Origin of the sequence: Microbacterium sp. RD1 (genome assembly GCF_052220165.1) — a bacterium.
Lineage (GTDB): Bacteria > Actinomycetota > Actinomycetes > Actinomycetales > Microbacteriaceae > Microbacterium.
The window spans coordinates 82,262-101,051 of the sequence record NZ_JBQPOL010000004.1 but is presented as its reverse complement, the minus strand read 5'-3'; the positions used below and the strand labels follow the sequence as shown (position 1 = coordinate 101,051).

Here is an 18,790-nt window from a genome sequence, read left to right as displayed (position 1 = left end):
CGGATGCCGCAGCATCCGCCCTCCGTCACGTCATCCGCCCTTACTCGGCGGCGTCGGCCTTCTTCTTGGCCGGAGCACGCTTCTTGGCAGAAGCCTTCTTGGGCTTCTCGTCGGCGGCCGGGGCCTCCTCGGCCTCGATCACCGCGTCGGCATCGGCGGCTGCATCCGCGATCTCCTGCGCCTCCTCGACGACCTCTTCTTCCTCGGTCTCTTCGGCGACGAAGCCGCTGAGGTCGACGGGGTTGCCGTTGGTGTCGACGACCGTGACCTTGCCCAGCGCCACCGCGAGGGCCTTGTTGCGGGCGACCTCACCGACCAGCGAAGGCAGCTGGTTGCCCTGCTGCAGCGCGTCGACGAACTCCTGCGGCGCCATGCCGTACTGGGCAGCCGACTGGATGAGGTACTGGGTGAGCTCGTCCTGCGAGACCTGCACGTCGGTCTCCTCGGCGATCTTGTCCAGGAGCATCTGCGTGCGGAACTGCTTCTCGCTGGCCTCGGCCACCTCTGCGCGGTGCACGTCGTCCTCGAGCCGGTTCTCGTTTTCGAGGTGGGTGTGCACCTCGTCCTCGATGAGCTGCGGCGGAACGGGGATCTCGACCTGAGCGAGGAGCTCCTCGACGAGCTTGTCGCGCGCGGCGGAGCCCTGCGTGAACGTCGACTGCTGTCCGACGCGGTCCTTCAGGCTCTCGCGGAGCTCGGCGATCGTGTCGAACTCGCTGGCGATCTGAGCGAAGTCGTCGTCGGCCTCGGGGAGCTCTCGCTCCTTGACGGCCTTGATCGAGACCGAGACCTCGGCCTCCTCGCCGGCGTGGTCGCCGCCGATCAGCTTCGAGCGGAACGTGGTGTCCTCGCCCGCGGTGAGCGACTCGATGGCCTCGTCGATGCCCTCGAGCAGCTCGCCCGAGCCGATCTCGTAGGAGACGCCCTCGGCGCGGTCGATCTCGGTGCCGTCGATCGTGGCGACGAGATCGAGCTCGACGAAGTCGCCGGTCGCGGCCGGGCGGTCGACGGTGACGAGCGTGCCGAAGCGGCCGCGCAGGCGGTCGAGCTCCTCGTCGATCGCCGCCTCGTCGACCTCCGCGGCATCCACCGTGATCGTGATGCCCTCGTACTTCGGCAGGTCGAACTCGGGGCGCACGTCGACCTCGACGTCGACGACCAGGTCGCCGGAGAAGTCCTTCAGCTCGGGCAGCTCGACGACCTCCGCGTTCGGACGGCCGAGAACGCGGAGGTTCTGCGCCTCCACGGCCTCGCGGTAGAACTTGTCCAGTCCCTCGTTGACGGCGTGCTCCATGACCGCCCCGCGGCCGATGCGCTGGTCGATGATGGGCGCCGGGACCTTGCCCTTGCGGAAGCCGGGGATCTGCACGTCCTGCGCGATGTGCTCGTACGCGTGGGTGATGCTCGGCTTGAGCTCGTCCGGCGAGACCGTGATGTGCAGCTTGACCCGCGTGGGGCTGAGCTTCTCGACGGTGCTGTTGACCATGCCTTTTCGTTCTCCTCGTTCGGTCCGCGCGCGAGCGCGGTTTAAGGGTCTGTGGGGATTGCGACGTCGGGGCGACAGGATTTGAACCTGCGGCCTCCCGCTCCCAAAGCGGGCGCTCTACCAAGCTGAGCTACGCCCCGGGCGGTGCGCTCGTGCGCGCACGACGAACGGCCCCGCAAAGTCTAGTCGATCTGCCGGGGCCTTCACCGTGACCGCCGATCATGTCGGGTCGGGAGGCGCTCCGAGCTTCCGTTAGACTCGGGATGCTGCGGTGCGAGCCGCTGCGGGGATGTAGCTCAATGGTAGAGCCTCAGTCTTCCAAACTGATGGTGCGGGTTCGATTCCCGTCATCCCCTCCACAAGACCTTCGTGAGACTTCCATCATCATCCGCCGGGGGGATGTGCGCCCGCATGGGCTCCCCGTAGCGTCGGAGTCATGGACATCTTCGCCCTCTTCCATCCCTCCGCGCACGACGCGCGGTTGGAATGGCAGGCGAGGCAGGAGTTGCCCGCCCCGATCCCGACTCCCGGCGAGGGGCCGCTCCTCGGCCTGATCACCGGTGGCCGTATCGTCATCGAGGTCGGAGCCGAACGCTGAGTCAGGCGCCCGTGGTCAGCCGTCGCATGAGATCGTCGGTCAGCCACGGGGGGCGCTCCCGCAGCGCGGGCGGTTCGACACGCACGCGCTCGGGGGTCCAGGCGGGCGCGACGACGGAACCGATCAGCGCGAAAGAGTCCGGCGCCGTGAGCCGCAGCGCCTTGTGAGAGCCCGCGGGGATGGAGATCATCGGATTCGCGCCGCCGTTCACGACGGACCGTGAGACCACGCCGTCCGCAGCCGCCACGATGTACTCGACCGGTCCGCCCTCGATGAGGACGTGCGTGTCGTCGCTGGCGAGCCAGTGCCAGGCGTTGATGGGGCGGCTCGGCTCGAGCAGGTAGTAGATGGCGTTGCACGCGACGCTCGGCCCGCCCGCCCCGTTGACGTCGACGGCGGAGCGGAAGCGACCCGTCCACCAGCCGGACTCCCCTTCGAGGACCTCCAGCCCGAGGTGCTCGATCCAGTACGCGGCGCGCGGATGGCCGACCGACGACGTCATGCGCGACTCGCTGCCAGGGCGAGAAGGCCCCGCTCGGCGCCGAACCGCGCCGCTGCGCGCGAAGCCGTCCGATCACGCCGCATCGGATTCGGAGAATGACGCCGGATTCGGATCGGGCGACCCCCAGGCTCCGAATCCGCGGCGATTCTCCGAAACTGCGTCATCCGTCAGCCGCCGCTGACGGCGGCCGCATGCGTGCGCAGGTGGTCGCGGTAGATGTCGGCATTGGCCTGCAGGCCCCGGCGCTCCTCGTCGGTGAGTTCCCGGCGGACCTTCGCGGGAACGCCTGCCACGAGCGAGCCGTCCGGCACCTGCATCCCCTCCAGCACCACCGCTCCCCCGGCGATCAGGCACCCCTTGCCGATGACCGCCCCCGAGAGGATGACGCTCCCCATCCCGATGAGCGAACCGTCGCCGACGGTGCAGCCGTGCACGACGGCGTTGTGTCCGACCGAGACGTTCTCGCCGAGCACGACCGGATGACCGGCGTCGACGTGGACCGAGACGTTGTCCTGCAGGTTGGTCCCCGCGCCTATGGAGATCGGAGCGCCGTCGGCGCGGAGGACGGCGTTGTACCAGACGCTCGACTCGGCGGCCAGGCTCACGGCTCCCACGATGCGGGCTCCCGGAGCGACGAACGCTGTCTCGTCGATCGTCGGGGCGGCGTTCGGAAGGGCGAGGACGGTGGCATCGTCGGCAATGGTCATGGGCCGAGCCTATCGACGGGTCGCGAGGGCGTCGGAAAGCGCCGCGGTCAGCTGCGGCGCGAGCGAATCCGCGAACGTGACGGTGAGATGGTCCTGGTCGCGGTAGATGTTCGCCCCACCCACCACCGGGGCGCATGTCTCCCCCTCGCAGTACACGTCGGTGAAATCGAGCAGCGTGACCCCGTCCTGACCGTCCGCGGCCGCCCGTACCGGGTCCTCGGCGACGAGCACATCGGCGCGCGGTCCGTCACAGGATGCCGTGTCCCGCGTGCGCAGGCACTTGTTGGGATCCGTCTCCCACACCGGATTGTCGACGACTGTCACAACCGGTATCCCCCGATCGGTCATGGATGACCAGGCGTCCCGGTATCCGGCGACGGCGGCGTCATAGGCGGTGTCGAACCCTGCGGAGGCGTACGGGGTCGTCGCGATGGCGGCGGTGAAGACGGCATCGACGTCGCGTTCGGCGAGCTGATCGGCGACACCTTCGCGCCACGCGGTGCACGCCTGGCCGAAGGCCCCCGGCGTCGACAGCGGCGTCGTGCTCCACGGGCACGCGCCCTTGAAGAACGTGGTCAGATGCCATCCCTCGGCATCCGCCATCCGCTGGAAGGTCGAGAGCAGCTGGTAGGCGTGGCTGTCGCCGATGAGGACCACACGGGGCGCCTCGGGGTCGTCGGAGCCGAACTCGCACGACACCGGCCGCGCGTCGTTGAGCTGCACGAAGCACTGCTCGTCGGCAGGCCGATCGACCCCCGCGAAACCCGGTGCGGGCAGGATGGTGTCGGCCTTCGCCGTGCCCGCGCAGGACTCGTCCAGCACGGTCGCAGCGCCGAAGCACGGCGGCGGGTTCTCCCGCAGCTGCGCGATCGCCTGCACGCCGGCCTGGTAGGCGGGGGCATTGATCGCCCAGGCAGCGCCGGCGGTACCCGCGACGACCAGCATGGCCACCAGCGACGACCACAGCGTCACGCGTGCGGGGCGAGACGTGAGCGCGCGCCACGACCGCACCGGGTCTTCGACGAACCGCTTCGTGAGCCAGGCCAGCACGAAGCAGAGCACGAGCAGCGCCACGCGGTGGTAGATGGTGAGCCCCCAGAACGGCACCGACGGGGCGATGACGATGAGCGGCCAATGCCAGAGGTACAGCGAATAGGAGATGTTCCCCACGAACTGCATGGGCCGGATGGCGAGGATCCGGGTGGGATACCACCATCGGCGCGTGTTCGAGGCAGCGATGATCGCCGCAGCGCCCAGCGTGGGCAGCGCGGCGGCGTAGCCGGGAAACGGCGTCTGACCGTCGAAGCGGAAGGCGACGAAGAGGAGGACAAGGACGCCGCCCCATCCGAGGACGAAGCTCACGATCGGATGCTGCACACGCAGCGCCGGGACGAGCGCGATCGCCGCGCCCACACCGAACTGCCACATCCGGCCGAAGGTGACGAAGTAGGCCGGTGCGGGGTTGGTCAGGGTGAAGATCACGCAGAACACGAAGGACGCGACCGAGACGACCCCGAGAGTCACGAGAACTGTTCGGCGAGTGCTCCCGCGGAACCACTTCATCGCCATCCACGCCGCCAACAGCATCAGCAGGGGCCAGACCACATAGAACTGCTCTTCGAGCGACAGCGACCAATAGTGCTGCACGGTGGTCGGTTCGCCGCCGTGACCGAGGTAGTCCGCCGAGTTCAGTGCGAGGAACCAGTTCTCGACGTAGAAGGTCGACGCGATGATCTCCCGCACCTCGTTGGGCAGGGCCGAAGTGGGCGTGAGATAGGGCGACATCGCCACGAGCGCGCAGAACAGCAGGACCAGAAGCGACGCGGGGAGCAGCCTCCGCGCGCGACGTGCCCAGAACTGGCCCAGCCGCACGGTTCCCGTGGCGGTGAGCTCCCGCATGAGGTGGGCGGTGATGAGGAAGCCGGAGATGACGAAGAAGATGTCGACGCCGACGTAGCCGCCGGGCAGCCGCGCCGGCCAGAAGTGATAGAGCACGACGAACAGGACGGCGATGGCTCGCAATCCCTGAACGTGCGGCAGGAAACGGGATGGCTCGGCGTGCTCGGGTGAACGATCGCGCCGCAGGCGACGCTGGGTGCGCGACGGTTCGCCGAGGTTCTGAGGACCGGAGAGCTGATCGGCGGAGGGCACCCCTCGACGGTAGTCGACGTCGGCGCCGAGCCCGGGATTTGCCCGTCTTTCCGGCGGTGTAAGCCCAGCCTTCGCTTGCTTGCGGAATGCCGGCGGCTGAGTACCGTTGCACTACATGAGCGCGTTCGGCGTTCACGAGGAGGAGACATGAGCAACGTAGAGACCCCGACCGCCACCACCGCCGACTCCACGACGGCGGCAGCGACCGCGCAGTTCCTCTCCCCCGTGGTCCTCGGTCTCGAGGCCCTCGTCGTCAACGGGAAGCAGGCGCACTGGCATGTGCGCGGATCCAACTTCGTCGGCGTGCACGAGCTACTCGACACGATCGTCGCGCACGCGCAGGACTGGGCCGATCTCGCCGCTGAGCGGATCGTGGCGCTCGGTCTTCCCATCGACTCGCGGTTGTCCACTGTCGCCGGCAAGGCGAAGGAAACCGCCGTCCCGGCCGGCTTCGCACCGTCGGACGTCATCATCCGCGCGGTGATCGCCGATATCGACGCCGTCCTGGTGGAGCTTCAGGCCGCCATCGACGGGTTGGACGAGTTCGATCTGTCGAGCCAGGACGTCGCCATCGAGATCAAGCGGGGCCTGGACAAGGACCGCTGGTTCCTGTTCGCACACCTCGCCGCGTAATCACGGCTTCCGCACGACGCCCCCGCTCACCGTGGGGGCGTCGTTGTCTGTGCGGATCAGGCGGCGAACGTCGCGCGACCGCCGAGCAGCGTGGCCGCCACGCGCATGCCGCGGAGTCCGCCCTCGTCGGCTGCCCGCGGGTCGGACTCGCAGAGCACGAGGTCTGCCGTCGCGCCGGGCTCGATGCGCGCGCCGGCGGTGGACCCGCCCGCGGTGGACGCGGCCAGCGCCGTGTCGAGATCGACGCGCTCCTGGGGCTGCCAGGGCTCGCGGCCGTCACGCGTGCGGAACACGGCCCCTGCCATCGCCGCCCACGGGTCCAGCGCCGACACGGGGGCGTCCGAGCCGAACAGCAGGTTGGCACCGGCGTCGGCGAGAGAGCGCAACGGATAGGGCTGCGCGATCTGTGCGCGCCACACGGAGTCGGTGAGGTCACGGTCATCGAGAGCGTGCTCGGGCTGTACGCTCGCGGCGACACCGAGGCGTGCGAAGCGGGGCAGGTCGGTGCGGGAGACCAGTTGCGCGTGTTCGATGGTGCCGGTCGCTCCGGTCGCCGCGAACGCGTCGAGTGCCGCCGTGTTCGCGACGTCGCCGATGGCGTGGATCGCGCACGACAGGCCCGCGCCGGTGGCACGCGTCATCAGGTCCAGCAGCGTCGCCCCGCCCACCGTGAGAAGGCCGTGGCCCCCCTCGGGGTAGGCGTGGGAGCAGGCGGCGGTGCGGGTCCCGAGCGACCCGTCGGTGATCACCTTCAGCCCGCCCACGCGGACGAGTCCGTGCGTGTCCCCGGGCACCGGCTCGCCGGTGCGGAGCCCCTCGGCGATCGCTCGATCGAGGTGTTCGGGGTAAACCCCAAAGGCGATCCGCAGCGTGTCGAACCCCTCGGCAGCGCGACGACTCCACCCCTCGGCGTTCCATCCCATGTCGAGATCGACCAGGCCGACCACGCCACGGGCCGCCGCTGAGCGTGCGAGCGCCTGCACGCGTCGGTCGGCGGCCGTCGGGTCGACGGCGTTGAGGCGCCGAGAGATCTCGAACGCGTCTTCCTCGCGGAGGATGCCGTCGTCGTGCTCGAGAATGCGCTCGCGGGCCAGGGCGGCGGAGTTCACCCACACGCTGTGCACATCGGCGTTGATCAGGTATGTCGGGATGTCGCCGGTGACCGCATCCAGGAGCGCGAGGGTCGGAGTATCCGACCAGAAGGCGTCGCGGAAGCCGCTGCCCACCCGCCGGCCGTCGAGGGGGGCGGATGCGGCGATCATGGCCGCGGCCTCCGCAGCAGAGCGCGCGTCTCCGAGCGCGATGCGATCGGCGACGAGAGCCGCTTGCATCACGTGCACGTGATGGTCCCAGAGCCCCGGGACGAGCCATCCGCCCTGACCCTCGAGGACCTCGCCCGATGGCGGCAAGGCGCCGGCGGGGGCGATGTCGGCGATACGTCCGTCGGCGAGGAAGACGTCGACCGGCTCGTCGGTCGGCAGCATCTCGCGCCCGGCGCCGGCGATGCGGACGGCGCGGATCGTTCCGATCACCGTGTCGCCCGTGCGCGCGCGTCCGCCGCGCGCCGCATCTCGGCGGCGAGACGAGGATTCGCGTAGACCCCGTCGCCGGAGAGCTCGCCGATGATCGTCTCGACGACGTCGGCCGTCTTGTTCTGACTCAGCTTGCGCTTGGCAACCAGGCGGGAGGGGGTGAGCCTGAAACCCACCGTGCCCTTCTCCAGGCGTTCGATGAAGTCCGGATCATTCGGTCGCTCCCACATCAGGCGGGGCGCGTCTCGACGCTCCTCGAAGTGCGCGACGAGGCGGTCGAGCACACGGAGGTTCTCTTCGGGGGTGAGGAGCTCGGGGACTCCGGACAGGTGCGCCGAGACGAAGTTCCACGTCGGGACCGAGGCGACGTCGCCGTACCATCCGGGCGAGATGTACCCGTGCGGCCCCTGCACCACGACGAGCAGTTCGCGCCGGCCGAGGCCGTGAACGAGGTCGTCGGGCTTTCCGACATGTCCCACGATCGTGAGGTCTTCGTGCCCCTCGTCGAGGAGCACGGCGTAGTGGGAGGCGACGAGGCCCTCGTCGCCGTCGCTGACGAGGGTGACCCAGGGGTTCTGCGCGACCAGGCGTCGCAGTTCGCCCACGTCGGTCATCGCGAAACTCGGGTTCTGCCTCATGACGTCAGCCTACGGGGGCGGGCGGCGCTCACGCCTGGCAACGAGGGCACCAGTAGAGCTTGCGGCCGGCGGCCTCCTCCACGACGATCGTGGTGCCGCAGACGCGGCACGGGAGCCCCGCACGGTGGTACACCCAGTGCCGGTCGTCACGGGATGCCATCGCCCGACGGTAGGCGTCGGCGTCGAGGTCGTCCATGGTCATCATCTGGCCGGTGTCGACGCCGATCCGCAGCAGCCTCGACCAGTCGGCCCACAGCTGCCGGAGGACCTCCTCGGGCACGTCGCGTCCGGGGACATGTGGATTCAGCCGTGCCCGGAAGAGAAGCTCGGCCCGGTAGACGTTCCCGATGCCGCTGACGACCGCCTGGTCCATCAGGAGCACGCCGATCGGCGTGGCTTTGCGACGCACGGCGGCGACGAAGCGCTCCTCGCCGAGCGTCGGGTCGTCCACGAGCGGATCGGGTCCGAGCTTGGCGATCGTGGCCACCACCTCGTCGGGCGACTGCAGCACGCATGCCGTCGGTCCGCGCAGATCTGCGCAGGTGCGCTCCGTGAGGAGCCGCAGCCGCACCTGGCCGACCACGGGCGGCGGCCACTCCGTCTCCTCCTGCAGTCCGGTGGTCTGCTCCGACATCCGCACCCGGCCCCGGGCCCGCCGCGGCGCGCCGATGGAGGAGAGCGAGTTCTCCCCCGCCGCATCCAGGATCGGTTCCTCGTCGAGCATCGTGCCGCGCTGGTTGGTCTGTCCCATCCGGCCGTTCGCCGAGGCGATGGTCGGATCGACGAGGATGTCGCCCGCGAAGTCCCACGCGCCGTAGAGCCCCAGATGCACGCGCAACCACAGATCCCCGTCGAAGGCGACGAACATCTGCTTGCCGACGGCGCGCGCCTCACGCAGCTCGCGTCCGCTCAGCAGCGCAGCGCCCTCGGCGAAGCGCCCCTGCGGGCTGGAGGCGGCGACCTCGCGGCCGACGAAGTTCCTCTCGAATTGGCGGGCGATGCGGTGGACGGAATGTCCTTCGGGCATCAGCCCGCCCCCGGAACGAGGAGAGCATCGAAAGATCTTGCGGCGGGCATCAGCCCGCCTCAGGGTCGAAGGAGTCGCTCGCGTCGAGCACATCGGGCCCGGCGGTCGTCGCGCGAGGGTCCGGCAGCAGCGCGCCACTCTCCTCGAACACCGCGATCTGCGAGATTCGGCGCGCGTGACGCTCCTCGGCCGAGAACGGGGTGGCGATGAACCGATCGATGAACGTCACCGCCTCCTCGAAGGTGTGCTGGCGCGCACCGATCGCGATCACGTTGGCGTCGTTGTGCTGTCGCGCCAGCTCGGCGGTGGGGATGTTCCACACCAGCGCCGCCCGAACGCCGCGCACCTTGTTGGCGGAGATCTGCTCCCCGTTTCCGGAGCCCCCGAACACCACCCCGAGCGTCTCGATGCCGGCGGCCTGGTCGCGCACGACCGCCTGAGCCGCGCGGATGCAGAAGGCCGGATAGTCATCGACGGGGTCGTACTCGAGCGGCCCGTGGTCGATCACCTCGTGACCCTGCTCGGCGAGGTGCTGCTGCAGCTGCGTGGAGAAATCCAGGCCCGCGTGATCGGTGGCGATGTGGATGCGCATGCGCCTCATCCTAGGGAGCAACACCCGCGGCGGCCGGCTTGAACCCCGCGCGGACGTTCTCGCAGCATCCGGGCCGGCAGACGTCGAACCACGGCCCGAGGGCCGTCTCGTGCGGCCTCTCCGCGACGGGCGTGCCGCGCAGCCGCTCTTCGATGAGATCGACCAGGCCGGACACGTAAGAGGGGTCGACGCCGGGCGTCGGTGTGCGCACGGCCGTCAGCCCCGCTTCTTCGGCGGCCTGAAGCGCCTCGGTGTCGAGGTCCCACAGCACCTCCATGTGGTCGCTGACGAACCCGAGGGGAACGATGGCGACCGCCTCGACTCCCTGCGCCGGGAGGGCGGCGATCGCATCGTTCACGTCGGGCTCGAGCCAGGGCTGGCTGGGCGGGCCGGAGCGGGACTGGTACACCAGCTCCCACGCGACGTCGTCGTCGACGGCGGCCATCACGACCTCCGCGACCGCGCGGTGCTGCGCGGCGTAGGCGCCGCCGTCTCCGAAATCGACGTCGCGGGGGCCGGACCGCTCGGCGTCGGCGAGCGGGATCGAGTGAGTGGAGAAGAGCACGCGGATCGCCCCCGACGCGATGCCCTGCCGACGGAACCCGGCGACGGCCGCACGCACGCCGTCGACGAAGGGCGCCACGAAGCCGGGGACGTCGAAGAACTGACGGATCTTGTCGATCGTGACCGTGCCCGCGAGACCGGTGCTCTCCAGCACCCGCGCGAAGTCCTCGCGGTATTGGCGGCAGCTGGAGAACGAGCTGTACGCGCTGGTGGCGAGCGCGAGGAGCGTGGTGTGCCCCGCATCCGCGGCCTCCTGCACGGCGCCCTCGAGGTAGGGCTCCCAGTTGCGGTTGCCCCAATACACCGGCAGCCCGATGCCACGGCGCGCGATCTCGGCTTCGATCGCCTGCTTCAGCGCGCGATTCTGCGCGTTGATCGGGCTGATGCCGTCGAAGTGGCGATAGTGGTGCGCCACCTCCTCCAGCCGCTCGTCGGGGATCCCCCGGCCGCGGGTGACGTTGCGCAGGAACGGGATCACATCGTCCTGTCCCTCCGGGCCGCCGAAGCCGGCCAGGAGGACGCCGTCGTAGGCCACGGCCTCTTCGACCCACGGACGCCCGGGCCGCGCGGCGGCGCTCGCGTAGGGGACGGGTTCTTCGGCGGGGAGGTTCTCACGCGGGGAATCGAACGGCACACAGTCATCCTCTCATCGCGTTCGCGGGGTCATCCCCGGGTCTAGGCTGAGACGGTTGCCGTCGGCGCCAGCAGCGCCGCGGCGTCCCCGTCCTGAAACCCTGGGAGCGAGCACGTGCCTGGAGAGAACCTCACCCGCATCGAGGCGCAGGAGCGTCGCGCCGTCATCGACACCACCCACGGGATCGAATACGAGGTCGCCCTCGACCTCACTCGCGGCGACGAGGTGTTCGGCTCGCGGACCACGGTGCGCTTCGCCGCGACCGCGGGCGCGGACACGTTCATCGACCTGATCGCGCGCGAGGTTCGCGAGATCACCCTGAACGGTCGTGCCGTGCCCACGGAGGCCTTCGCCGACTCGCGGATCACGCTGGCCGGTCTCGAGCGGGAGAACGAGTTGGTGATCGACGCCGACTGCCTCTACACCAACACCGGTGAGGGGCTCCACCGCTTCGTCGACCCCGTCGACGGCGAGGTCTACCTGTACTCGCAGTTCGAGGTTCCCGACTCCCGGCGGATGTACGCGGTGTTCGAGCAGCCCGACCTCAAAGCGACGTTCCAGTTCACGGTGACGGCGCCGGAGCCGTGGGCTGTCGTCTCCAACTCCCCCACCCCGGAACCGAAGCGCCACGGCGACGCGACCGCGACCTGGACGTTCGAGCCGACCCCGCCGATCTCGTCGTACATCACGGCCCTCATCGCCGGCCCGTACCAGTCCACGTTCTCGGAGTTGACGAGCGCCTCCGGGCGGGTCGTTCCGCTGGGCGTCTACGCGCGTAAGAGCCTGTGGCAGTACCTGGACAGCGACTACGTCTTCGAGAAGACGCGTCAGGGCTTCGCGTACTACGAGGAGAAGTTCGACTACCCCTACCCGTTCGCCAAGTACGACCAGCTCTTCGTCCCGGAGTTCAACGCCGGGGCGATGGAGAACGCCGGCGCGGTGACGTTCACCGAGACCTACGTCTTCCGCAGCAAGGTGACCGACGCCATCAAGGAACGCCGGGTGGTCACGATCCTGCACGAGCTCGCGCACATGTGGTTCGGCGACCTCGTCACCATGAAGTGGTGGAACGACCTGTGGCTGAACGAGTCGTTCGCGGAGTGGGCCTCCACGATCGCGACGGCCGAGGCCACCGAGTGGACCGAGGCGTGGACGACTTTCAACGCGATGGAGAAGACCTGGGCGTACCGCCAGGATCAGCTGCCTTCGACGCATCCGGTCGTCGCCGAGATCAATGACCTGGAGGACGTGCAGGTCAACTTCGACGGCATCACATACGCCAAGGGCGGGTCGGTGCTCAAGCAGCTCGCGGCCTGGGTCGGCATCGAGCAGTTCTTCGCCGGCGTCGCGGCCTACTTCGCCAAGAACGAGTGGTCGAACACCGAGCTCGGCGACCTGCTCGCCGAACTGGAGGCCACGAGCGGTCGCGATCTCGGGGCGTGGTCGAAGAAGTGGCTGGAAACGGCCGGCGTGAACACGCTTTCGCCGCTTCTGGATGAGGCGTCGGACGGCACCATCTCCCGGTTCGCGGTGGTGCAGACGGCCCCGGCCGATTACCCGACCATCCGGCCCCATCGCCTGGGAATCGGGTTCTACGCTCTCTCCGGCGGCGGACTCGAGCGTGTGCACTACCTCGAACTCGACGTCGACGGAGATCGAACGGATGTCGCCGAGCTGAAGGGGCTGAAGCGACCCGACCTGGTGCTGCTGAACGACCGGGACCTCGCGTACGCCAAGATCCGACTCGACGACCGTTCGCTGAAGACCGCGATCGCGCACCTCAAGGACATCCGCGACCCGCTCGCGCGGTCGCTCGTGTGGGGCGCCGCGTGGGACCAGACCCGGGATGCCGAAGCCCCCGCGCGCGACTACATCGATCTGGTGCTTCGCAACATCGGGTCGGAGACCGAGTCGACCACGGTCCGCACGACTCTCGCCCAGCTGCAGCTGGCCGCGAACGCTTACGTGACCCCCGCCGATCGGGACGCGACGCGCCGGCGCGTGGCCGACGGCCTGTGGGAGCTCGCCGTCGCCGCCGAGGCCGGGAGCGACAGCCAGTTGCAGTTCGTCACCGCGTTCGCCAGCGCGGCCTCGACCGACGCGCAGTGGCAGCGTGTGCGCGACCTCCGCGACGGCACGACGGTTCTCGGCGGCCTCGCGATCGACACCGACCTGTCGTGGCAGCTGCTGGTGTCCCTCGCGGCAGGCGGCCGCGTGACCACGGCCGACATCGACCGCGCCCTGGCGGAGGACAACACCGCCAAGGGCGGCGAGTTCGCCGCGCAGGCCAAGGCTGCGCTTCCGGATGCCGAGGCCAAGCTCGCCGCGTGGGACTCGCTCATCACGCGCGACGACGCCCCGAACACGATCGTCCGCGCCGCCGCGGCCGGCTTCGTGCATCCGGCCACCGTCGGCGCTCTCGCCGCGTACGTCCGGCCGTATTTCGACATGCTGCTGCCGATCTGGGAGTCGCGGTCGTATCAGATCGCGCAGTACCTCATCGTCGGGCTGTATCCGGCCGCTCTGGCGAACCGTGAGCTGCGCGACGCGACGCGCACGTGGCTGGCCGAGCACCCCGACGCCGCCCCCGCGCTGCGCCGGCTCGTGAACGAGAACCTCGCGGGAGTGGAGCGCGCGTTGTCGGCGCAGGAGCGCGACGCCGAGGACTGACCCACTTGCGTGAATCGGCTGCGAAAACGCCCGTTTTCGCAGCCGATTCACGCAAGAGAGGGCGTGGCGGCGCACAGGCGGCACGGAGGCACGCATCGTTAGCATGGAAGCGATGTTCGCTGTGACCGAGACCCCGATCGAACCCCCCGCCGTGACGGATCCGGACTTCTGGGGTTGGTTCGGCGAGCTGTCGCTGGACATCGGCTTGAAGGCGCTCAACGTCGTCGTGGTCATCGCCGTCAGCGTGCTGTTGGCGTGGGCGCTGCGATTCGTCATCCGCCGCGTCGTGGGGCGCATCGTGAACGGCGCGAAGAACAAGGCGCGCGTCGACGACACGCAGGCGCTCGACCGGTCTCCGATCGCCGCCGTGCGGCTCGTGCAGCGCACGCGCACGCTCGGATCGATCCTGCAGAACATCGTCAATGTCGCCATCGTCATCGTCGCGCTCGTGCTCATCGCGGGAATCGTCGCGCCCGACATCCTGGCGTCGCTGACACTCCTCACGGCCGCCATCGGCGCCGGCCTGGGCTTCGGCGCCCAGAACATCGTCAAGGACGTCCTCAACGGCATCTTCCTCGTCGCGGAGGACCAGATCGGCATCGGCGACGTCGTGGACCTCGGCCTCGCCACCGGCGTCGTGGAGTACGTCAGCATCCGCATCACCCACGTGCGCGACGTCAACGGCACGCTCTGGTACGTCCGCAACGGGGAGATCACCCGCATCGGCAACATGTCGCAGGGCTGGTCGCGCGTCATCATCGACCTGGCCGTGCCCGTCGACGCCGACATCAAAGAGGTGGAGTCGTCGATGCTCACCGCCGCGCAGTCCCTGGCGAAGGACCCCAAGTGGCGCACGCGCGTGATCGAGCAGCCGGAGGTGTGGGGCCTGGAGTCGGTCACCGGCGACGCCCTCGTTATCCGGCTCGTCATGAAGACGCGCGCCAACGCGAAAGACGACGTCGCCCGCGAACTGCGGATGCGGCTGAAGAACGCCATCGACGAACTCGGGCTGAAACTCCCCCAGCTGAACTCGATCATGCTCACGGGGCTCGAGGGAGCCGCGCGGATCAAGGGCGCCAACCCGCCGAAGACCAAGCCCACGCCGGTTCCCGTCCCCGAGCGCCCGGTCTGGAAGCCGCGCCGCAAGCGCGCGGCGGAACCGGACCCTGCCGAGGGTGCCCCGCCGGCCGCGGGCGACGCGCCGGAGACCCCGCCCGGGCCGAAGACGCCGGCGGCCAAACGCGCGCCCAAGAAGCCGACGCAGCCGCCCGAGGAGTCCCCCGCATGAGCGAGCCGATCACGTTCTTCGAGGAGATCGGCGGCGAGCCCACGTTCCGTCGGCTCGTCCGCACCTTCTACCGCGAGGTGGCCGCCGATCCGGTGCTCAAGCCGATGTACCCGGAAGAGGATCTGGGGCCCGCGGAGGAGCGGCTCACCCTCTTCCTCATGCAGTACTGGGGCGGGCCGACCACATACAGCGATCAGCGTGGTCATCCGCGACTGCGGATGCGGCACCTCCCGTTCACCGTCGATCCCGACGCGCGGGATCGATGGCTGCGCTGCATGCGCACGGCGGTCGACGAGCTCCACCTCGCGCCCCTGCACGAAGAGACCCTGTGGGACTACCTGTCCCGCGCCGCGTATGCCATGGTGAACACCATGTCGCCGGGTGCGGCCGGCGCTCGCCAGACGCTCCCCATGACCGGCGACGACAACCGCTGACCGACACGACGACGAAGGAGTCGCCATGACCGATCAGACCACGCAGACCGACGTCCTGGTCATCGGATGGGGGCTGGCCGGCCTCGTCGCCGCCGCCGAGGTCCTGCGCGCCGGCAAGCGCGTCGTGCTCGTCGACCAGGAACCGCGCACCAACCTCGGCGGGCAGGCGTGGTGGTCGTTCGGCGGCCTCTTCTTCGTCGACTCGCCCGAGCAGCGCCGCCTGGGGATCACCGACTCCCTCGACCTCGCTCGCCAGGACTGGATGGGAACGGCGGAGTTCGACCGCGCGGAGGATCACTGGCCGCGTCAGTGGGCGGAGGCATATCTCGAGTTCGCAGCCGGCGAGAAGCGATCATGGCTCCGGGAGCTCGGGATGGGCTTCTTCCCGATCGTCGGATGGGCCGAGCGCGGCGGGTACACCGCCACCGGGCCCGGAAACTCCGTGCCGCGCTTCCACATCACGTGGGGCACCGGACCCGGTGTCGTGGCGCCGTTCCAGGCAGCGGTCGAAGAAGGGGAACGCACGGGCAGGCTGACGATCCTCCCCCGCCACCGCGTCAGCGAGCTGCTGCTCTCCGACGGCGTCGTGACGGGAGCCGCCGGCGATGTACTCGCCCCCAGCGGAGCCCCGCGCGGGGCGGCGTCGTCGCGGGAGGTGCTCCGCAACTTCCGCATCACCGCCTCGGCCACGGTGGTCGCCTCCGGCGGCATCGGCGGCAACCATGATCTCGTGCGCGCGCAATGGCCCGCGCGCTTGGGCGCGCCGCCGGCAGCCATGCTCTCCGGCGTCCCCGCCTACGTCGACGGGTCGATGCTCGCCGTGGCGTCGTCGGCGGGCGGGCGCCTCATCAACGGAGACCGGATGTGGCACTACGTCGAGGGCATCCGCAACTGGGATCCGGTCTGGCCCGGCCACGGCATCCGCATCCTTCCGGGACCCTCTTCCGTGTGGCTCGACGCGACAGGGCGGCGGCTGCCTTCTCCGCTGTTCCCGGGGTTCGACACGCTGGGCACGCTGGCGCATCTCCGCGGCACCGGGCACGACCACTCGTGGTTCGTGCTGTCCTCGCGCATCGTGGAGAAGGAGTTCACCCTCTCAGGCAGCGAACAGAACCCCGACCTCACCGGCAAGGACCTCGGGCTGCTGGTGCGCTCGCGGCTCGGAAAGGGAGCGGCGGGCCCCGTACAAGCGTTCCTGGACCACGGCGACGACTTCGTGGTGCGCGACAGCCTCGACGAGCTGCTCAAGGGGATGGCAGCGCTCCCCGGCGGCGACCTGCTCGATGTCGGACGCGTCCGCACGGAGCTCGTCGCGCGCGACCGTGAGATGGCGAACGACTTCACCAAGGACGCGCAGATCGCGATGCTCCGGTCGGCGCGGGCGTTCCGCGGCGACCGGATCATCCGCACGGCCTTCCCCCACCGCATCCTCGACCCCTCGGCAGGGCCCCTCATCGCGGTGAAGCTCCACGTGCTCACCCGCAAGTCTCTCGGCGGGCTCGAAACCGACCTGTCGGCGCGCGTGCTGGGCGCCGGCGGCGAGCCCGTCCCCGGCTTCTACGCGGCGGGAGAGGCGAGCGGGTTCGGCGGGGGCGGCGTCCACGGATACCGCGCCCTCGAGGGAACCTTCCTCGGCGGATGCCTCTTCTCGGGCCGCGCGGCGGGGCGGGCCGCAGCGGCAGGGTCGTGACCTCGGCGCCCGCGTCGGCGTGGCCGCGACTCCTCTTATCCGCCGCTTCCCGTTCGCCGTACCGGGGTCAGACCGGCGCGCACGGTCGTGCGGGTCAGCACGTGTCCCCGTGAAAGGGTGAGCCGCGTCCAGGATCCGACCGTCCGCACCGCAGCATCCTCCTCGCCCGCGATGAACCCGAGAGCGAACGCCGCGAACGCGACCCCGAGCGGCAGGCCGCCCAGAGCTTCGTCGGCCTCCCCCCACACGTGCGAGCGGACGGCGTGCACCACTTCTTCGCCGGCATCCGCGGGCAGCTGATCCGCCACCGCCGCGATCCCCCACTGCGAGCGCGCCGCGAGCACGGACGCGCTGAGCCCGCCCGCGAGCTCCCACCCGCGCCGCGGCGGGGAGATCCCCGCCCAGGGTGCGGAGACCGCACTGTCCGGAAGGACGACCGCGGTGCGGTCGTCGGGCGCCAGGGCGAGGGTTTCCGCTGACACCACGACGTCGCACTGGAGCTCGGGATCGATCGGCAAGATGCGCATACCCAGCACCGTCGGAGTGGAATCCAGAAGCGTCTGGGGCGCCAGCGGCGCCGTCGTGATCACGAGAGCGCCGCTCCCGCCCTGCAGCCTCACTGCGCCGTCGCCGAGCCGCACCGCCCGACCGGCGAAGGTGAGCAGGTCTGCGGCGGCGTCTGCGTCGGGGAATCTCAAGCGCTCGGGCACCCGCCCTAAACTACCAAGGGGCGGACCGCCGCCGGTCTGGAGGACACGTGTCGGACGCGATCGATCCGGTGCAGGCATTGCTCGGGGTTCTGAGTCTGCGCGACGCCGGAGCACGAACGAGCGAAGACATCTTCACCGGTATCTCCCATCCGATGCCCACTCGGCGCGTGTACGGCGGCCAGGTCCTGGCGCAGTCGCTGGTCGCCGCTTCCCGCACGCTTCCGCCCGAGCGCCGCGTGCATTCCATGCACGGGTATTTCCTGCGCGCCGGGGACGTCGCCTCCCCCATCACCTTCGCCGTCGACCGTATCCATGACGGCCGGTCGTTCTCCACGCGTCGCACGCAGGCGTTCCAGGAGGGCCTGCCGATCTTCTCCATGATCGCCTCGTTCCAGGACGACGACGGCGGACTGGATCATGCGGAGCCGATGCCCGACGTGCCTGCGCCGGAGGACATCCCCGATCTCGAGATGGGGGCAGCGGCGCAGCATCCGATGACGCAGCGCCTCTTCGCCGATCGCCCGGTCGACCTCCGTCACATCCCCTCGCCGCTCTACGAGCGCGTCGAGGGCGAATCGGTGCCGCGGCAGGCCGTGTGGATGCGGGCGCGCAGCGCCATGCCCGACGATCTGCTCCTGCACCGCGCTGCGCTGGCGTACCTGAGCGACCTGACGATCCAGGAGTCCATTCTGCGGGCGCACGGTGTGGCGTGGTCGCACCCGGGACTGAAAGTCGCCAGCCTCGATCACGCCATGTGGTGGCATCGCGACGCCCGCGTGGATGAGTGGCTGCTCTACGTGCAGGAGTCGCCCAGTGCGCGGGGCGGGAGGGGCCTCGCGACCGGCCGCATCTACTCCCGGGACGGCGTGCTGGCCGCGAGCGTCGCGCAGGAGATCATGGTGCGCGTACCCGACGATCCCGCCGGTGGGTGAGG

Annotated in this window: 17 protein-coding genes and 2 tRNA genes; 8 read left to right on the top strand and 11 right to left on the bottom strand. The window is 69.8% G+C overall.

The features are described from left to right. Positions 1 to 40 precede the first annotated feature (40 nt). Both tig and ACTU3I_RS17190 read right to left on the bottom strand, forming a co-directional pair. Positions 41 to 1,486, bottom strand: a complete 1,446-nt coding sequence (tig, locus tag ACTU3I_RS17195) for a trigger factor (protein ID WP_442926945.1) — start codon at positions 1,484 to 1,486, stop codon at positions 41 to 43. Between the two features lie 66 nt (positions 1,487 to 1,552). Next, positions 1,553 to 1,626, bottom strand: a tRNA-Pro gene (locus ACTU3I_RS17190). A 145-nt stretch (positions 1,627 to 1,771) separates the two neighbouring features. On the opposite strand from ACTU3I_RS17190, the gene ACTU3I_RS17185 reads away from it, so the two are divergent. Beyond that, positions 1,772 to 1,845: transfer RNA gene (locus ACTU3I_RS17185), tRNA-Gly, on the top strand. Positions 1,846 to 1,922: 77 nt separating this feature from the next. After that, positions 1,923 to 2,084 (top strand): hypothetical protein, encoded by a 162-nt coding sequence (locus ACTU3I_RS17180; protein WP_442926944.1) that lies wholly within the window; start codon positions 1,923 to 1,925, stop codon positions 2,082 to 2,084. A gap of 1 nt (position 2,085) precedes the next feature. Here the strand turns inward: ACTU3I_RS17180 and ACTU3I_RS17175 are convergent, their stop codons facing one another. The 3 genes from ACTU3I_RS17175 to ACTU3I_RS17165 all read right to left on the bottom strand — a co-directional run bounded on the left by ACTU3I_RS17175 (position 2,086) and on the right by ACTU3I_RS17165 (position 5,444). Next, the gene (locus ACTU3I_RS17175) at positions 2,086 to 2,586 is read right to left on the bottom strand and encodes a cupin domain-containing protein (protein WP_442926943.1); all 501 of its coding nucleotides are present in this window, start codon (positions 2,584 to 2,586) and stop codon (positions 2,086 to 2,088) included. A 167-nt stretch (positions 2,587 to 2,753) separates the two neighbouring features. Beyond that, positions 2,754 to 3,293, bottom strand: a complete 540-nt coding sequence (locus tag ACTU3I_RS17170) for a gamma carbonic anhydrase family protein (RefSeq protein ID WP_442926942.1) — start codon at positions 3,291 to 3,293, stop codon at positions 2,754 to 2,756. Positions 3,294 to 3,302: 9 nt separating this feature from the next. Further along, a complete protein-coding gene (locus ACTU3I_RS17165; protein WP_442926941.1) occupies positions 3,303 to 5,444 on the bottom strand; it encodes an acyltransferase family protein in 2,142 nt (713 codons plus the stop codon). Positions 5,445 to 5,591: 147 nt separating this feature from the next. On the opposite strand from ACTU3I_RS17165, the gene ACTU3I_RS17160 reads away from it, so the two are divergent. Beyond that, positions 5,592 to 6,077 carry a Dps family protein gene (locus ACTU3I_RS17160; protein ID WP_442926940.1) on the top strand — a complete coding sequence of 162 codons (486 nt, stop codon included), beginning with the start codon at positions 5,592 to 5,594 and terminating at the stop codon, positions 6,075 to 6,077. A 56-nt stretch (positions 6,078 to 6,133) separates the two neighbouring features. On the opposite strand, the gene ACTU3I_RS17155 is transcribed toward ACTU3I_RS17160, so the two are convergent. The 5 genes from ACTU3I_RS17155 to ACTU3I_RS17135 are packed head-to-tail and all read right to left on the bottom strand — an operon-like array spanning position 6,134 to position 11,064. Further along, positions 6,134 to 7,561 carry an amidohydrolase gene (locus ACTU3I_RS17155; RefSeq protein ID WP_442927184.1) on the bottom strand — a complete coding sequence of 476 codons (1,428 nt, stop codon included), beginning with the start codon at positions 7,559 to 7,561 and terminating at the stop codon, positions 6,134 to 6,136. Positions 7,562 to 7,605: 44 nt separating this feature from the next. Then, entirely contained in the window at positions 7,606 to 8,247 is a 642-nt protein-coding gene (locus ACTU3I_RS17150; RefSeq protein ID WP_442926939.1) for an FMN-binding negative transcriptional regulator, read from the bottom strand. Positions 8,248 to 8,275: 28 nt separating this feature from the next. After that, on the bottom strand, positions 8,276 to 9,274 hold the full coding sequence (locus ACTU3I_RS17145) for an Fpg/Nei family DNA glycosylase (protein ID WP_442926938.1): 999 nt from the start codon (positions 9,272 to 9,274) through the stop codon (positions 8,276 to 8,278). Positions 9,275 to 9,323: 49 nt separating this feature from the next. Further along, on the bottom strand, positions 9,324 to 9,866 hold the full coding sequence (locus tag ACTU3I_RS17140) for a ribose-5-phosphate isomerase (protein ID WP_442926937.1): 543 nt from the start codon (positions 9,864 to 9,866) through the stop codon (positions 9,324 to 9,326). A gap of 10 nt (positions 9,867 to 9,876) precedes the next feature. Continuing rightward, positions 9,877 to 11,064, bottom strand: a complete 1,188-nt coding sequence (locus ACTU3I_RS17135) for a ferrochelatase (RefSeq protein ID WP_442926936.1) — start codon at positions 11,062 to 11,064, stop codon at positions 9,877 to 9,879. 114 nt (positions 11,065 to 11,178) lie between these two features. Here ACTU3I_RS17135 and pepN point away from each other — a divergent pair, with 114 nt between their 5' ends. The 4 genes from pepN (at position 11,179) to ACTU3I_RS17115 (ending at position 17,146) form a co-directional block, all read left to right on the top strand. Then, a complete protein-coding gene (pepN, locus tag ACTU3I_RS17130; RefSeq protein ID WP_442926935.1) occupies positions 11,179 to 13,734 on the top strand; it encodes an aminopeptidase N in 2,556 nt (851 codons plus the stop codon). Between the two features lie 112 nt (positions 13,735 to 13,846). After that, the gene (locus tag ACTU3I_RS17125) at positions 13,847 to 15,022 is read left to right on the top strand and encodes a mechanosensitive ion channel domain-containing protein (protein ID WP_442926934.1); all 1,176 of its coding nucleotides are present in this window, start codon (positions 13,847 to 13,849) and stop codon (positions 15,020 to 15,022) included. Continuing rightward, a complete protein-coding gene (locus ACTU3I_RS17120; protein ID WP_442926933.1) occupies positions 15,019 to 15,456 on the top strand; it encodes a globin in 438 nt (145 codons plus the stop codon). Before ACTU3I_RS17125 ends, ACTU3I_RS17120 begins: the two co-directional genes overlap by 4 nt. Positions 15,457 to 15,481: 25 nt before the next feature. Next, positions 15,482 to 17,146, top strand: a complete 1,665-nt coding sequence (locus ACTU3I_RS17115) for an FAD-binding dehydrogenase (RefSeq protein WP_442926932.1) — start codon at positions 15,482 to 15,484, stop codon at positions 17,144 to 17,146. Positions 17,147 to 17,181: 35 nt separating this feature from the next. Here the strand turns inward: ACTU3I_RS17115 and ACTU3I_RS17110 are convergent, their stop codons facing one another. Beyond that, positions 17,182 to 17,856 (bottom strand): hypothetical protein, encoded by a 675-nt coding sequence (locus ACTU3I_RS17110; protein WP_442926931.1) that lies wholly within the window; start codon positions 17,854 to 17,856, stop codon positions 17,182 to 17,184. A gap of 47 nt (positions 17,857 to 17,903) precedes the next feature. On the opposite strand from ACTU3I_RS17110, the gene ACTU3I_RS17105 reads away from it, so the two are divergent. Further along, positions 17,904 to 18,788 carry an acyl-CoA thioesterase gene (locus ACTU3I_RS17105; RefSeq protein WP_442926930.1) on the top strand — a complete coding sequence of 295 codons (885 nt, stop codon included), beginning with the start codon at positions 17,904 to 17,906 and terminating at the stop codon, positions 18,786 to 18,788. Positions 18,789 to 18,790: the final 2 nt, after the last annotated feature.